At 45.4% G+C, this 17361-nt stretch carries 8 protein-coding genes and 1 pseudogene; all 9 read left to right on the top strand.

Going from position 1 to position 17361, the window contains the following annotated elements; all coding sequences use genetic code 11:
• Positions 1-114 precede the first annotated feature (114 nt).
• The 9 genes and pseudogenes from I6H78_RS03460 to secA2 all read left to right on the top strand — a co-directional run bounded on the left by I6H78_RS03460 (position 115) and on the right by secA2 (position 17353).
• Complete coding sequence (locus I6H78_RS03460; protein WP_198460079.1) at positions 115-1659, top strand: peptide chain release factor 3; 1545 nt, start codon at positions 115-117, stop codon at positions 1657-1659.
• A gap of 748 nt (positions 1660-2407) precedes the next feature.
• On the top strand, positions 2408-7456 hold the full coding sequence (locus I6H78_RS09435; RefSeq protein WP_198460078.1) for an accessory Sec-dependent serine-rich glycoprotein adhesin: 5049 nt from the start codon (positions 2408-2410) through the stop codon (positions 7454-7456).
• Between the two features lie 219 nt (positions 7457-7675).
• Positions 7676-8902, top strand: coding sequence for a glycosyltransferase (locus I6H78_RS03450; RefSeq protein ID WP_198460077.1), 1227 nt, complete (start codon positions 7676-7678; stop codon positions 8900-8902).
• Positions 8903-8917: 15 nt separating this feature from the next.
• Entirely contained in the window at positions 8918-10147 is a 1230-nt protein-coding gene (locus I6H78_RS03445; RefSeq protein ID WP_198460076.1) for a glycosyltransferase, read from the top strand.
• An 85-nt stretch (positions 10148-10232) separates the two neighbouring features.
• Positions 10233-11448: pseudogene (gene secY2, locus I6H78_RS03440) on the top strand (accessory Sec system protein translocase subunit SecY2).
• A gap of 9 nt (positions 11449-11457) precedes the next feature.
• A complete protein-coding gene (asp1, locus tag I6H78_RS03435; protein ID WP_198460075.1) occupies positions 11458-13038 on the top strand; it encodes an accessory Sec system protein Asp1 in 1581 nt (526 codons plus the stop codon).
• Positions 13022-14551, top strand: a complete 1530-nt coding sequence (asp2, locus tag I6H78_RS03430) for an accessory Sec system protein Asp2 (protein ID WP_198460073.1) — start codon at positions 13022-13024, stop codon at positions 14549-14551. The genes asp1 and asp2 overlap by 17 nt, the downstream gene beginning before the upstream one ends.
• Positions 14548-14988 (top strand): accessory Sec system protein Asp3, encoded by a 441-nt coding sequence (asp3, locus tag I6H78_RS03425; RefSeq protein WP_198460071.1) that lies wholly within the window; start codon positions 14548-14550, stop codon positions 14986-14988. Before asp2 ends, asp3 begins: the two co-directional genes overlap by 4 nt.
• Positions 14981-17353 (top strand): accessory Sec system translocase SecA2, encoded by a 2373-nt coding sequence (secA2, locus tag I6H78_RS03420; protein WP_198460069.1) that lies wholly within the window; start codon positions 14981-14983, stop codon positions 17351-17353. Before asp3 ends, secA2 begins: the two co-directional genes overlap by 8 nt.
• Positions 17354-17361 lie beyond the last annotated feature (8 nt).

Raw genomic sequence — 17361 nt, 5'->3', positions numbered from 1 at the left:
ACTCCCTGAAATTCGCTATAATAGGTAAGTTGAAAGGATTGGAATATTCCGATGTAAAAATATAAAATAAAATATAGCATTCACTATTATCCTAAAAGAAAAGAAAGAGAAGATATGACTATTCAAGAAGAAATTAAGAAACGCCGTACCTTTGCCATCATCTCCCACCCGGACGCGGGGAAAACAACCATCACTGAGCAGTTGCTCTACTTTGGGGGCGAGATTCGTGAGGCTGGTACTGTAAAAGGGAAGAAAACAGGGACTTTTGCTAAGTCTGACTGGATGGATATCGAGAAACAACGTGGGATTTCGGTCACTTCATCTGTGATGCAATTTGACTACGACGGCAAACGCGTCAACATCCTAGACACTCCAGGGCACGAGGATTTCTCAGAGGATACCTATCGTACCTTAATGGCGGTGGATGCTGCGGTCATGGTCGTCGATTCTGCCAAGGGTATCGAGGCCCAAACCAAGAAATTGTTTGAGGTTGTCAAGCACCGTGGCATTCCAGTCTTTACCTTTATGAACAAGCTGGACCGTGATGGTCGTGAGCCACTGGATCTCTTGCAGGAGTTGGAAGAAGTCCTAGGTATTGCCAGCTATCCGATGAACTGGCCCATCGGGATGGGGAAAGCCTTTGAAGGCTTGTATGACCTCTATAACCAACGCTTGGAACTCTATAAAGGGGATGAGCGTTTTGCCAGTCTAGAAGATGGGGACAAGCTCTTTGGCAACAATCCATTCTACGAGCAAGTCAAAGAGGATATTGAACTTTTGAATGAAGCTGGAAATGAATTCTCGGAGGAAGCTATTCTTGCAGGTGATTTGACTCCGGTATTTTTTGGATCAGCCTTGACTAACTTTGGTGTGCAGACCTTCCTTGAGACTTTCCTTAAGTTTGCTCCAGAGCCACATGGACACAAGAAAACAGACGGCGAAATTGTCGATCCTTATGACAAGGATTTTTCTGGATTTGTCTTTAAAATCCAAGCCAACATGGACCCTCGTCACCGTGACCGCATTGCCTTTGTCCGTATCGTATCAGGTGAGTTTGAGCGAGGGATGAGTGTCAATCTGCCTCGTACTGGTAAGACTGCCAAGCTTTCTAATGTTACCCAGTTTATGGCGGAAAGTCGTGAGAATGTGACAAACGCTGTTGCAGGAGATATCATCGGGGTTTACGATACAGGTACTTATCAGGTTGGGGACACCTTGACGGTTGGAAAAAACAAGTTTGAATTTGAACCACTGCCAACCTTTACCCCTGAGATTTTCATGAAAGTTTCTGCTAAGAACGTCATGAAGCAAAAATCCTTCCACAAGGGTATCGAACAATTGGTGCAGGAAGGAGCTATTCAGCTTTATAAGAATTACCAAACAGGCGAGTACATGCTGGGTGCTGTCGGACAACTTCAGTTTGAAGTCTTTAAGCACCGCATGGAAGGCGAGTACAATGCAGAAGTAGTCATGAGCCCGATGGGTAAAAAGACCGTTCGTTGGATCAAGCCTGAGGACTTGGATGAACGGATGTCCTCAAGCCGCAATATCTTGGCCAAAGACCGTTTTGACCAACCAGTCTTCCTCTTTGAAAATGACTTTGCCCTTCGCTGGTTTGCGGATAAGTATCCAGACGTAGAGTTGGAGGAGAAGATGTAACTCAGCACCAACAATTGGAACTAAAGTTCCTAATTGTTGGACGCTAGTCGCTATTTGGCGAACTAGCTAACTGCCTTACTAACTACGTTTGGCAAATAGAACCGATTTGCCAAACTCCGTGTCGTAGTGTAAAATCGGCTTACCTAAACGCTTCACTAGGAAAAATCCACGAATATTATCGATTCGTGGATTTTTCCGTTGTAACGGGTAGTGAGAGGGCTAGCAACCTGCCTCACTAATTCATCGGCGAAAAATAATCGTTTTCGCCTCTTTGTGTCTACTAATCAGTATGGCATTTTACTTTAATGCTTCGTAAAAAATCCCACGAATGGTTTCGATTCGTGGATTTTTTTGTTGGAAAGGATAGAAAGTTACCTCGGCTACCGGCCTCATTGATTCATTTGTGAAACTACTTTTAAATACTCTACTCCTAAAAGTCTGTGGATGCTATTGATTCATGGACTTTTTCTACATTTTGAATAAAAATTAATTCCCTGAGTAATTGGAACTGTTTGCTCAATTTTTAAAGCAGTTCGAAATGATTAAAAAATAAATAAAATATATTAATAGTTTAATAAAATGAAGATTATATTGAAAAAACAGAATAGATTTGAAATCAAGTTATTTTTGAAATCATTTTCTTTCTTTAGAGTTAGTTATAGATATTGAATTGTAGGTATATTTGGTATATAATAAGAAGATAGTATTTTATAGGTGAATAGATCTTTTTCAAGTTGAGGGGATGAACATGTTTTTTAGACGCCAGAAGGGTGAATATAGAGAAACAGACCGTGTAACTCGGTTTAAATTAATCAAATCAGGGAAGCATTGGCTACGGGCCTCGACTTCCCTTTTTGGCTTATTTAAGGTGATGCGTGGAAGCGCGGATGCGAGCCAAGTAAAGACAGAAATGGTCGAAAGGCAAGAAGGTCAGAAGTTGACCGGCTTGGATGTCTTGAAAGGGATAGCAGCTACGGGGACGATCTTAGGTGGTTTTGCTGCGACGCAAACGCGTGTTTATGCCAATGATGCAGTCGCCGTTGAAAAGACTGTCGAATCAAAAGATACTCTGGCGACGAGAGATTCAGTAGTACTGGGGACGACACAGGATCATCAGGATACTGCGAGTCTGTCTTTGTCTACTAGTCAAAGCCAGTCCTTGTCAGAATTCAATTCGCAGAGTGCCAGTCAATCTGCCTCTACGAGTCAGTCTATCAGTGCCTCAAGCTCTTCTAGCGTAAGCCAGTCTATGAGCCAATCTGCTGCTACTAGTCAATCCTTGGTAAACAGTCAAAGTGTAACTGCTAGTTCAAGTGAATCACTTGGAACACGAAATCAAGCGAATAGTGCTCTGTCAGAGAGAGCTTCAGTTGGTGTTCAAAGTCAGTACCAAGCAAGTGAGTCAGCTCGGGAGACAGTGAAAGAATCACAACCTTCAAAAGAATTAAAAGCAGTTGATTTTTCTACAGAATCCTTGCCTCAAAGTCAGTCTGGTCTTGTAAAGAATGAAGGTGCGACGGCTGAATCAGGTCTTACAATGACTTCCGTTGCCATGACGGAAAAACAAAATGAAGAAAAACGGAAGAAATTAGAATCCTTATCAGCCGAGATTGGGCAATTTCTAGCTCAAGCGCAGGGACTTCCAAACTCGGATGAGGCAATCACGAAGGCTAGTCTAGCGAAAAATGAGATAGTAGAATCCTTGAAAAGGGAGGTTTCTGACCTTGCCGCTATCTTACAAAAAGCTACAGAAGCTCGAAATAGCATTGCAAATGCTGTGTTACGTGCCAACTCTGGACTTCGTGACAGCAGAAATGGACAAGCTCTGACCAAAGCTTCAAATACCGCTAGCTTCAGAGCTGCTAGGGATACTGAGAAGCCAGAACTTCAGAAAATAACCGTTACAGGTGGCGCAGTTCTAGAAGGACAAAAATTTAAAATTTATCGAGAAGAAAATTTTTCTGCGACCATTGAGTTTACTGATAACAGTGGTCGAATTGAACATGCAAAATTTGTTCCTACTGCTGTTCCCGCGGCCTATCCGGCTACTTCAACTGTTGTCTCATTCACTACGAGTAATGGTCAAAGTATCAGAATGATTGTTCCGACAAATAAACTAGCCAAAGATGGAAATGCTACAGCATCAAATCCTTTCACCGTTTCAATCACGGGTTCTGTTGGAAAAAATCAAGCAATAAATAGTTTGTGGACCCGTTATGTTTTCACCTATGATCAGGAAGGTAATTTTAGCGGAAATACTACTGACGTAGGTCTTGTAAAAGATTTAACAGCCAACCCTGCCGCAATTCAATTTGAAGTCCATGCTCAGTCTGAAAAGTACGAACCAGCTATCAATGCTGAGGTGAGTCGAAACTTTACTCTAACGGCCAATTCAGGGACTGTTTCTGTTGGTGAAGCCAGTCAGTACATCACGAATGCTACAGGGACGCCAGAATTACCTACTACAGGAATTACTAAGGGAACTAAAACTACCTATACTTGGAAATCTGGAACCAATACAGATTTACCAGCTGGTCGTCATAAGTTAACAGCCGTGGTGACATATCCAGATGGAAGTACGGATGAAATTGACGTGAGCTTTACTGTGCGTCCTCAGACGCCGAGGATAGAGAATCAATATCTTAACGAAAAAGGTGGGCTCTCAAATCAAGCGATTACGGTAGATGGGGTTGCTCCAGGTGGGACAGTTACTTTAACAATTGCAGGTGAAGTATTTACCAAACAGGCAACAGGGAGTTCTACCAGTGTAACCTTTACTGCAACTGACTTGAAGAAAGTATATGATCGCAATGGAGGACGACTTCCAAGTGGACCAGTGACTGCTAGTACGACAGTAGATGGTTTGATTTCAGATGTGTTTAATGGGCAAATTACGCCAAATCAAGCGTCAATTTCAGTAAGTAATAGCCAATCCGCTTCAGCCAGCGCTAGCCAGTCTGCATCAGCCAGCTCCAGTCAATCGGTGTCAGTGAGTGCAAGTCAATCAGCATCGGTGAGTTCGAGCCAATCGGCTTCAGCAAGTTCGAGTGAATCTGCATCGGTAAGCTCGAGTCAGTCTGCTTCAGTAAGTTCCAGCCAATCAGCATCTGCAAGTTCTAGCCAGTCAGCGTCAGTGAGTTCAAGTCAGTCTGCATCGGTAAGCTCAAGTCAATCGGCTTCAGCAAGTGCTAGCCAATCTGCTTCAGTCAGCGCCAGCCAGTCAGCTTCCGTAAGTTCAAGCCAATCGGCATCTGTAAGTGCAAGTCAGTCCGCATCGGTCAGCTCAAGCCAGTCCGCTTCAGTAAGTTCGAGTCAGTCTGCATCGGTAAGCTCGAGTCAGTCTGCTTCAGTGAGCTCGAGTCAATCAGCATCGGTAAGTTCGAGTCAGTCAGCGTCAGCGAGTGCGAGCCAATCAGCGTCAGTGAGCTCTAGTCAATCCGCTTCAGCGAGTGCTAGCCAATCAGCATCGGTAAGTTCAAGCCAATCAGCATCGGTAAGTTCGAGCCAGTCAGCATCGGTAAGTGCTAGCCAATCAGCCTCAGTAAGCGCCAGCGAATCCGCCTCAGTAAGCGCCAGCGAATCCGCTTCAGTAAGTGCTAGTCAATCTGTTTCAGTAAGTTCGAGCCAATCTGCTTCAGCGAGCGCTAGCCAATCAGCCTCAGTAAGTTCAAGCGAATCAGCCTCAGCGAGCTCGAGTCAATCAGCGTCAGTGAGCTCAAGTCAATCCGCTTCAGTGAGTTCGAGCCAATCTGCGTCTGTAAGTTCAAGCCAATCAGCTTCAGCAAGCACCAGCCAGTCCGCCTCAGTAAGTTCAAGCGAATCTGCCTCAGTGAGCGCTAGCCAATCCGCCTCAACCAGCTCGAGCCAATCAGCTTCAGTGAGCTCGAGTCAGTCTGCCTCAGTAAGTTCGAGTCAATCCGCCTCAGCAAGCTCAAGCCAATCCGCCTCAGCGAGCGCTAGTCAGTCTGCATCAGTAAGTGCCAGTCAATCAGCATCCGTAAGCTCAAGTCAGTCTGTCTCAGTAAGTTCGAGCCAATCAGCATCATTGAGTGCCAGTCAATCCGCTTCAGCGAGCGCCAGCCAGTCAGTCTCAATAAGCGCAAGTCAGTCTGCATCTGCAAGCTCAAGCCAATCTGTATCGGTGAGCTCCAGCCAGTCCGCTTTAGCGAGTGCAAGTCAATCCGCCTCAGTGAGTTCGAGTGAGTCAGCGTCCGTAAGTTCAAGCGAATCGGCTTCAGTAAGCTCAAGTCAATCTGCATCGGTAAGCTCAAGCCAGTCTGCTTCAGCGAGTGCTAGCCAGTCTGCTTCGGTGAGTGCCAGTCAATCTGCCTCAGCGAGCGCAAGCGAATCAGCTTCAGCGAGTGCTAGCCAGTCCGCTTCAGTAAGTTCAAGCGAATCTGCTTCAGTAAGCTCCAGCCAGTCTGCATCTGCAAGCTCCAGCGAATCCGCTTCAGTAAGTTCGAGTGAATCGGCATCAGTGAGCGCAAGTGAGTCTGTATCGGCGAGTGCGAGTGAGTCAGCATCAGTCAGCTCGAGTCAATCCGCCTCAGTAAGTGCTAGTCAATCTGTTTCAGTAAGTTCGAGCCAATCAGCGTCAACGAGTGCGAGCCAATCAGCCTCAGTAAGCACAAGTGAGTCTGTATCGGCAAGTGCAAGTCAGTCAGCTTCAGCGAGTGCAAGTCAATCAGCCTCAGCGAGCTCGAGTCAGTCTGCATCTGTAAGCTCCAGTCAATCTGCTTCAGTAAGCTCAAGCCAATCTGTATCGGTGAGCTCAAGCCAGTCCGCATCAGCGAGCGCAAGCGAATCAGCTTCAGCGAGTGCTAGCCAGTCCGCTTCAGTAAGTTCAAGCGAATCTGCTTCAGTAAGCTCCAGCCAGTCTGCATCTGCAAGCTCAAGCGAATCCGCTTCAGTAAGCTCGAGTCAATCAGCCTCAGCAAGTGCCAGTCAATCCGCTTCAGCCAGCGCAAGTGAATCTGCTTCAGCAAGTTCGAGTCAATCAGCCTCAGTAAGCACAAGTGAATCAGCATCAGTAAGTGCTAGTCAATCCGCTTCAGCGAGTGCTAGCCAGTCCGCCTCAGTAAGCTCAAGCGAATCGGCTTCAGTCAGTGCCAGCCAGTCCGCTTCAGCGAGCGCTAGCCAATCCGCCTCAGCCAGTTCGAGTCAGTCCGCTTCGGTAAGCTCAAGCGAATCCGCTTCAGCGAGTGCTAGTCGATCAGCATCTGTAAGCTCGAGTCAATCAGCCTCAGTAAGCTCGAGTCAGTCCGCTTCATTGAGCGCTAGTCAATCAGCATCTGCAAGTACAAGTGAATCAGCTTCAGTAAGTGCTAGCCAATCAGCCTCAACAAGTACTTCAACTTCTGCAAGTATGCTAGCAGACGAGTTAGCATTGGAAAGTGCCTCAATCTCAGCAAGTACATCAGTGAGTGAATCTATTTCAACGAGCGCATCACTCTCAGCTAGCATGTTAGCCAGTGAATCGACACTAGAAAGTACTTCGGTTTCAGCAAGTATGTCTGTGAGCGAGTCAGCTTCGATTAGCGCTAGTCTCTCGACTTCAGATTCTATTAGTAGATCTGCGTCTGCAAGTGCTCTGGCATCTACTTTAACAAGCACCTCTCTCTCAATGGCAAACATTGCAAGCCAAGGTCAATCCGCTTCAAGCAAGCCAAAACAAGTCTTGCCAAATACAGGAGCGTCGACTTCGGTAGCATCTGCTTTATTGGGAGCATTGGCAGCTGTGACAGGTATCGGTCTTCTTGCCAAGAAGGGTCAGAATGACGATCAAGAAAGTCATTGATAAGATATAAAAATCAATGAATAAATAGTAAAATGGAAAACCTTTGAAAACATGATTTTTCAAAGGTTTTTTCTATATGTGAGAAGGGGAAAATCCTCTTTTGAGTTTGAAATAAACTAGGGGAAAAGGTATAATAGGAAGGTGAGATAATCATCGAAAAAATCAGAACTATAGTAGTAGAAAAGTAGCCAAAAGAATGTGAAAAGAAAAGGGGACGAAATGAAAAAAGAGCTTCAAAAAGCCATTGTACTCGGTGGTGATAATGCTTATATGGACAAGATTGAAACAACAATCAAATCAATCTGCGCCCATAACCGAGCAGTGACTTTTTATGTTTTCAATGATGATTTGCCATCCGAATGGTTTCAGCTCATGGAGAGACGTTTAGAACCTCTAGCCTCAAAAATCATCAATGTCAAGATTAGTCATCAAGGTTTGAAAGGGTATAGTTTGCCACTAGCCCACCTAAGTTATGCAACTTTCTTTCGTTATTTTATACCTCAATATGTCAGCGAAGACCTAGCCTTGTACCTGGATTCGGATATCATCGTTAGATCAAACTTAGATGAACTCTTTTTAGAAGACATGGCAGACTGGCCAGTAGCTGCTGTAGCAGATGCTCTAGTTCCTAGCACTTTTAATGCAGGTGTCTTGCTGATTAATGTGGCTCTCTGGCGCCAGGAAAAGGTGACGGAGCACTTGTTGAGTTTGACAGACCAACTGCATGACCAAGTTTTTGGCGATCAGGGCGTGTTAAATCACCTTTTTGAAGGTCGTTGGAAACCGCTGCTAGCCACCTATAATTTTATGGTTGGTATGGATACAGTGGCTCGAAATTACCAGATGGATTCTTGGTATAGGGACTCTCTTGCTACTGAGAAGACAGCCAAGATTATTCATTATACTGGGGACAAGCCTTGGTACCAAATCAACCTCAATCGTTTCAGGGAGGAATGGTGGTTTTACTACGGACTAGAGTGGTCTGATATCGTCATGAAAAAATGTGACTTCCATAAAGGATTGGCATCTTTAGTTCAAGCTCCCCAGTATGCGACCGCTATTTTTACCAATACGTGTCACATAGAGAGAATCGAGCACCTAATCCAAGAACTGCCCGATGTAGAGTTCTCTATCCTAGCTCATACCAATTTTGCGCCGGAAATCATGAACTTGCAATCACATCTAAATGTACGCCTCTATCCTTACTTTAATCCCATGAATGTCAGAAAAGTCTTGGAAAAGATTGACTTTTACTTGGATATCAATCATGAGGATGAAATTGCAAACATTATCCAAGAGGTGCAGCAAAGAGAAATCCCTATATTTGCTTTTGAGACCACTAGTCATGACTTGAGTGGTTGCAGTCATGTCTACTCACCAGCAGCCGTAAATCAAATGATCGAGTCTATCCGCACGCTTTTGGAGTCACAGAAGCAGTCGTTGTGAACTGAAGGAAACTAAATGAAAAAAACAATTGTTCTCGCAGGAGATTATGCCTATATTCGTCAGATTGAAACAGCACTCAAATCTCTCTGCTACCATAATAGCCATGTCAAGGTCTATATCTTTAACCAGGATATTCCCCAGGAGTGGTTTCGTGCTCTCAGACCGATAGTAGAGCAAATCGGTGGTGAGTTAGTGGATGTCAAGATGCTTGGCGCCCAGTTTCAGATGAACTGGAGCAACAAACTGCCCCATATCAATCACATGACCTTTGCACGTTATTTTATCCCTGATTTTGTCGAAGAGGACAAGGTTCTTTACTTGGACAGTGATCTGGTAGTGACGGTTGATTTGACGCCCCTCTTTGAAATGGATTTAGGGGAAAACTACCTAGCTGCCACACCATCTTGTTTTGGAGTTGGGGTTGGCTTTAATGCAGGTGTACTCTTGATCAATAACAAAAAATGGCGGACAGAAGCCGTGAGACAAGAGCTAGTTGAGTTGACGGAGCGGGAACACCAACATGTGAGTGAAGGAGACCAGTCCATCCTCAATATGCTCTTTCATGACAGCTATGCTCCTCTGGATCAGAACTATAATTTCCAGATTGGTTTCGACAGCGGGGCTGCCTCACATGGACATGAGTTTATCTTCCAGATTCCCCTAGAGCCTCTGCCAGCTATCTTGCATTTCCTATCCCAAGACAAACCTTGGAACACTCATTCGGTTGGGCGTTTGCGTGAGGTTTGGTGGCACTATCATCTGATGGAGTGGTCTGCCATTACTGAAAAATGGCGTCAGGCAGGAATTGACTATCCAGTCACAGTCTATCAGCCAGTTATGACTTGTGTTAATTTGACTAACTCCTGGCATCTTGAGAAAATCGACTATCTGGTTCAAGCATTGCCAGAGGTGCATTTCTACATTGCAGCCTATACGACGATGGCACCGGAACTCATGCTCTTATCACGTTTTGAAAATGTGACTCTCTATCCCAACACCTTTCCCCTCTTGGTTGAGAAACTGATCCAGCAGGCAGATGTCTACCTTGATATTAACCACGATGACAAGTTGAGTGTTGTTTATGACTATATTTCACGCTTTGAGAAACCAATCTTGACTTTTGACAATACCCAGTCGCGGGAACTGCCTGAAAGTGCCTATGCAGGTATTTTCTCAGCAGAAAGACCAGAAGAAATGGTAGCAGCTCTGACAGCTTATCTGGACGAAAAAACTCACGAAAACTGAGATAGAGATTTGAAGAGGCTAAGATAAAAAGGCTTGATGGGCCTCGTGTGATAGGACGGAAAGATAAAAAGAAAAGGAGGAGTTAGTGAAAGAATTTCGTTCATCGATAGCGGTAAAAAAAGGGATGCGCACCCTATTTTTGCTCTTTATTTATGTGCTCGGGAGTCGTCTGGCTCTTCCTTTTGTTGATCTCAATAGTCGGGATTTTCTCGGAGGAAGCGGAGCCTATCTGGACTTTTCAGTAGCTCTGACTGGTGGAAATCTTCGCAGTCTCTCTCTTTTCCATCGGGCTTTCACCTTGGATGTCAGCTATGATCTTGTGGCAGATGTTTTCCTTTTCGAAGAAGCTGGGCTTAAACTCAGTTTCTTCGGAAGTCCAAGATAGACGGAAAATGTACTTGACGCTAGGGATTGCCTTGATTCAGGCCTTGGCCTTGACAACAAACCTTCCTGTCCAAGCTCCCTATAATCCCTTCTTGGTCTTTCTTCTCAATACCAGCCTTTTGGTTGCGGGGACCTTTTTCTTAGTTTGGCTGTCGGACATCAATGCGTCTATCGGAGTTGGAGGCCCGATCGTTATTTTATTGGCCAGTATGGTGATATCACTCCCACAAGATATCATCCAATCGGTCCAAGTGTACAAGGTATCCCCTTGGTTGCTTTTCCTATTGCTGATACTTGGTGTTCTCTTTACCTATCTAGTCGTTCTCTTTTACCGAGCGCGATACCGCATCCCTATCAATAAAATCGGGCTTCATTCTCGCTTTAAACGCTATTCCTATTTGGAAATCATGCTCAATCCTGCGGGTGGCATGCCTTATATGTATGTGATGAGTCTCATGGGCTTGCCTTCTTATCTCTTGCTCTTACTTCAATATCTGGATAAGGGAAATCCCCTCTACCCTGCCCTACTGGAGCAGTATGCGATGGGGAAACCCTTATGGATATACGCTTATATCCTTATCCTCTTTGTCTTTAGCATTGCCTTTGCCTTTGTCAATGTGAGTGGTCAACAGATCGCAGATCGGATGAAGCAATCAGGAGATTACATCTACGGGGTCTATCCTGGTGAGGATACCAGTCGCTTTATCAATCGCTTGGTTCTCCGATTTGCACTGATAGGTGCAGTCTTTAACGTTACCTTGGCTGGACTTCCGATCTTGTTTGTCTTGAAGGATGAGAGTTTGTTAAAAGTCAGCATGCTTCCCGGACTCTTTTTAATTTTGAGTGGCATGCTCTTTACGATTCACGACGAACTGCAAGCGCTCAGACTAAATGAAAGGTATCGGCCACTATTCTAGGAGGTTTTGATGTATTACTTTATCCCAGCCTGGTATGGCAAGGAACGTCCCTGGCATGCTGATTTGACACCTTGGTATTTTTCTCATTTTAAGCTAGAATTTGATGACACCTTCAATCAGATTCGCTTAACGCAACGCCAAGGGATTCCTACACAGGTCCTCCTTTTGTCCTATCAGCCTCATCTGCGCTATTTTCTCCATCGCCAAGGTATTTTAGAAGCACAGGTTTATTCCTTATTTGATGAATTGCAGGATTTTCATGAGATTCGACCGCAGGTCTTGCAACTCAGAGATATTGAGTGGGAAGAGGACTGCGAGTTTGTTTACAGTCCCTTTACTATTCTGGTGCTGAAGGATGGCAAGCCCTATGCCCAGGTAGAGCATGGGATAGAAGGTTTTATCAGTACGATTCAGTATTTCAAGGAAGATGGGCTTTTGTCTGCCAACTACCTGATGGATGATCGGGGGCTGGTTTCCAGTGTGATTTACTACGAAGACGGTCAGGCGATTTACCAAGACTACCTCAATCCCAAGGGACTGTGGCAGTTTAGAGAGTATTTGCAAGATGGGGGCCGTATCGAGGTCAATCCTATCTTTGCTTTTCGTTTTCAAAAAGAGGCCTACCGAGATATGGGAGAATTGATTGCGGAGTTTTTTGAGAAGAAAATAGCTCAACTCCCTGAGGAAGGAGCGACCTATTTTCTGCCTGCATGTGACCAGCACAATGCTTTCCTTTTAGAACGATTGCCTCATCAAACCACCAAGGTTCTCAGCCTTTTTATCGGACGAAATCCTCAAGAGCAATTACCGCAACTGGCAGGTCTGCTGGATAAGGTGGACCTTGTTCTGGTTGATAGAGAGGACACCTTGCACTTGACTCAGTCTGCCTTTCCAAATCAAGCAGATAAGTTTCGCCATTTATCGCCTTTTGATACCCGCTTGGAGCTAGGAAAGAGCCAGACTCGGAAGGAGTCGCTCCTCTACTATCAACTGGACTTTGAGCAGGGGATAGACGACCAAGCGCTCTATCAGGTCCTGCATTTTCTTTCTGAAAACAAAGATACAGAGCTGGTCTTTGGAGCCTTTGCTGCTAGTCAAGAAAAAATGAAGCAGCTGGAAACACGTGTTTCTGAGATAATTGCAGAGCAGTTTCAAGACCAGGAACTGGAGAAGGAAGTTGATTACCAAGGAGCTGAAAATCCGCTTGAGGACAATCGCCATCAGAGCAAGCGCTATTCGTTTGTCAATATGAAGGATGAATCGGAGTTAATCAAGCAGCTGGAATTTGTTCGTTTGATTGTCGATTTGAACAGGCAGCCTCTCCTCTATACCCAGATAGCAGGCATTAGTGCCGGTATCCCTCAAATCAACAGGGTCAAAACAGAGTATGTCAGCCATCAGAAGAATGGCTATCTGTTGGAAAACACTGCTGATTTTGCTCAGGCGGCCCATTACTATCTCGATAGCCTGCAGGTGTGGAATGATGCTCTGATCCATTCGATTGAAAAGATAAAGGAACATACCGGGGAGCAATTCCTAATCAAGCTAGAAAAGTGGTTGGAGGAGGTGACTTATGGAAAAGAAGTATAAGATCTTGCAAATCGGTCCAGAGGATTGGCGAGATACACTTGCCCTACCAGCCCAACTAGACTGGTATCATGTCCCTCCCAACACACCGTCTGCCATCCAGAAAATCATGGATGAGAATGACTTAGATCACTTTCATGCTGTCATTCTCACGGATGGGGCTTATCTAGTAGATTTGCTGCCTTTTGCATCTAGCTTGGAACCCTATACAGTTTTCTATCCAGAACAGTTTGCAAGTCAGGATGAAGGTCTTCAAAACCTCATCAAACAGCACTGCATGCAGGCGATGGACCTGTCAGACCGACAGGGCTTTGTTCGAGACCTTTCCACCTCTCTCTTTGAAGGTGGTTATGGGGACAAGCTGAGCCCAGCTACGATACGGATTCACCCGAGTTTTCAAGGCTCCATCTCCTATCAAGGATTTGAGCACCTGGAGTTAGAAGGAGAATTTGGCAAGACCAATACCCAGCTAGCCTCTTGGGCCTATAATCAGACTGTCCAAGCCCATTCGCCAATCGAACTCTGGCTCGAATATGAAAAGAGTGGACCAGTGGACTTGCGCCTGCGTTTGCGAAAAATTCCAACAGGGGCTATCTCAGAGATAAAACAGGACATTCTCCTTGAGGAAGTAGACTTTGCCTCAGCAATCATTGTGGAGCAAGACTATGACGCTTATCTGAGCATTTCTCTTGAAGCGCGTGGTCAGGGAAAGGTCAACATCGGCAATCTCCACCAACGCTGGAGCCGGAAACAGTTTGGAAAGTTTGTTCTCGGAGGCAATATCCTACATGACAAAAAACGTGAGGAAATCAACTATTTCTTTCACCCAGGGGATTTCAAGCCACCTCTAGCAGTCTATTTCTCAGGTTACCGTCCGGCGGAAGGTTTTGAGGGTTACTGGATGATGAAGAATCTCAGATGCCCCTTTCTCCTCTTTTCGGACCCTCGATTAGAAGGAGGAGCCTTTTACCTAGGAACTGAGGAATTAGAAGACAGCATACAAGCAACGATCCAACACTATCTAGACTATCTAGGCTTGGATAGAAGTGACTTGATCCTATCTGGGCTGTCAATGGGAACCTTCCCAGCCCTCTATTATGGCTCTCACTTTGAGCCCAAAGGAATTGTAGTCGGAAAACCCTTGACCAATCTAGGAACCATCGCACGGCGGGGTCGACTGGAGGCACCAGGAGTTTTCCCGACCAGCTTTGATGTCTTGCACCTTCAGACAGGAGGAGTGAGCCAAAAAGACATGAAGGAATTGGATCAACGTTTTTGGACCCGATTTGAACAAGCTGATTTTTCCCAGACGACCTTCGGCCTTTCTTACATGAAGGACGAGGATATGGATAGTGGTGCCTATGACCAGCTAGTGGAGACACTTTGTCAGACAGGAGCTAAGATCTTGTCAAAAGGGACAGCAGGTCGACACAATGATGACACAGGTACAAACGTTGCCTGGTTTATTCATTTTTACAAGATGATACTAGAAGAATACGGAAGAGGTGAGACATGATTATCATCAAGAGAGAGGATATTAGGTGGGGTGAGATGGGAGCCACTTATCTTTACGGGAGCCAGATCACCTATCATGCAGACGGTCATGTTACCCTGAAAAATCCTTTGCTGGCTTCAGGTGAAACCCTTAAAACCTGGTTTTCTAGTGTCAATTACCAGGCTACTAGGAGCCAGCCCAGCCTCCCTCTTCTTAAGAAAAATTATACCTACCGCCTATCCATGAAGATGCGAGTTCAACCGACCAATGGCCTCTATCTCAAACTGACTTTTTTAAACCGTTATGAGGAAATCATCGAGGAGAAGATTGAAAGGCAATTTTCTTTTAGCTTCACCTATCCTGAAGCGGCCTACACCTATCGCCTTTCCTTGATTAGTGCAGGTTTTGAGGCTCTTGACTTTGTTTCGTTTTCTATTGAGGAGGATGCTGGTGTTTAATCGTTTGTATCAGGAAAGACAACTGAGAATGGTCAAGATGCTTCTAAGCCAAATCAACACCCTCAAAGAAGAGATGGCAGCTCTCAGTGATGAGGAAATGGCTGCAAAGACAGAGGAGTTTCGCCAGCGACTTGCCCAGGGAGAAACCTTGGATGAGCTATTAGTAGAAGCCTATGCTCTTGTACGTGAGGCAGATAAACGTGTCTTGGGTCTCTTTCCCTATGATGTGCAAGTCATGGGAGCCATTGTAATCCATCAAGGAAATGTGGCAGAGATGAATACGGGTGAAGGAAAGACCTTGACTGCAACCATGCCCCTCTACCTCAATGCTTTAACGGGTAAAGGCAGTATGCTGGTCACGACCAATGACTATCTGGCTAGACGGGACGCAAGTGAAATGGGTCCAGTCTACCAATTTTTAGGTCTAACTGTAGGTCTGCCTTTTTCAGAGGATCCAAAAGAGGACTTGACTGCGGAAGAGAAAAGAAAGATCTACACCTCAGATATCGTCTACACGACCAATAGTGTCTTGGGATTTGACTATCTCAATGATAATCTTGCCTCCACTCGTGAGGGGAAATTCCTGCCTCCCTTTAACTATGTCATCATCGATGAGATCGATGACATTCTACTCGATAGTGCCCAAACTCCCTTGATTATCGCAGGCTCTCCCCGTGTCCAGTCTAACTATTATGGGATGATTGATACCCTAGTGACGACCTTGGTTGAGGGAGTGGACTACATCTACAAGGAAGAAAAAGACCAAGTTTGGTTAACCCGTAAGGGGGCCCAGACGGTTGAAGGATTCCTAGGAATCGACCATCTCTACAAGGAAGAGTACGCCAGTTATGTTCGACATCTAGTCTATGCGCTCAGAGCTCATACGCTCTTTACCAAGGACAAGGACTATCTGGTTCGAGGGCAAGAAATGGTCTTGTTAGACAAGGGAACAGGGCGTTTGATGGAAATGACCAAGCTTCAAGGCGGTCTCCATCAAGCCATCGAAGCCAAGGAACATGTGAAACTTTCTCCTGAAACCAGAGCCATGGCTTCAATCACCTACCAGAGTCTCCTTAAGATGTTTCGCAAAATCTCAGGTATGACAGGAACTGGAAAGGTGGCAGAGAAAGAATTTTTCGAAACTTACAACATGTCTGTCATTCGCATCCCAACCAATCGCCCACTTAGGCGAATGGACCATCCGGACAATCTCTATGTGACCCTCCCTGAGAAAGTCTATGCTTCTCTCGAAGCTATCAAGACCTACCACGCCAAAGGCAATCCACTCCTGATTTTTGTCGGATCTGTAGAAATGTCCCAGCTATACTCATCCTTGCTCTTGCGAGAGGGGATTTCCCACAATGTCCTCAATGCCAATCATGCGGCACGTGAAGCCCAAATCATTGCAGAGTCTGGACAGATGGGGGCAGTGACCGTTGCGACTTCTATGGCAGGTCGCGGGACAGATATCAAACTCGGTCCAGGTGTTGCAGAATTGGGCGGTTTGATTGTGATCGGTACCGAGCGAATGGAGAGCCGACGGATTGACCTGCAAATCAGAGGTCGTTCTGGCCGCCAGGGTGATCCAGGCATGTCTCAATTTTTCGTATCGCTTGAAGATGATGTGATCAAAAAGTTCGGGCCGTCTTGGGTTCATGACCTGTATCAAGACTACCAAGTGGAAGATATTAGTAAACCCATCTTACTCAAGGCTCGCAAGTACCGCAATCTCGTCAGAAAAGCCCAAGAGGCTAGTGATAGTGCCAGTCGCTCAGCACGCAGACAAACCTTAGAGTATGCGGAAAGCGTCAATATCCAGCGCCAGATGGTCTACAAAGAAAGAGATCGCTTGCTGGATGGAAGCCGTGATCTAGAGCATATCCTTGAGGAGATACTGGCAGACTATACCAAACAAATCTCAGAAAAAGCCTATAGCAGCTCCCAAGAGCTCTTTTATTTCATCGTGACCAATATTAGCTTTGGGATGAGAGAATTACCAGCTGATTTGGATTTAGCTGATGCAGATCAGATTCGGGAGTTACTAGAGCAAATAATAGCCAAGGGAATCGCAGCTAAAAAGGAACTTCTCCAACCTCACCAGCTCTATGATTCTTTTCTGAGAATATCCATGCTCAAGGCTATTGATGACAACTGGGTTGAGCAAGTCGACTACCTCCAACAGCTCAGTCTAGCAATCGGGAGCCAGTCTGCTTCTCAAAAGAACCCTATCGTAGAGTACTATCAGGAGGCCTATGCAGGCTTTGAAACCATGAAGCAACAAATCCGTACAGATATGGTACGCAATCTTCTCATGGGGATTGTGGAAGTAACGCCCAAAGGTGAGATTCTCACCCATTTTCCATAAAAAGAGGA

Origin of the sequence: Streptococcus oralis, assembly GCF_016127915.1 — a bacterium.
GTDB lineage: Bacteria > Bacillota > Bacilli > Lactobacillales > Streptococcaceae > Streptococcus > Streptococcus oralis_BO.
This window is presented reverse-complemented; position numbering and strand designations above follow the sequence as displayed.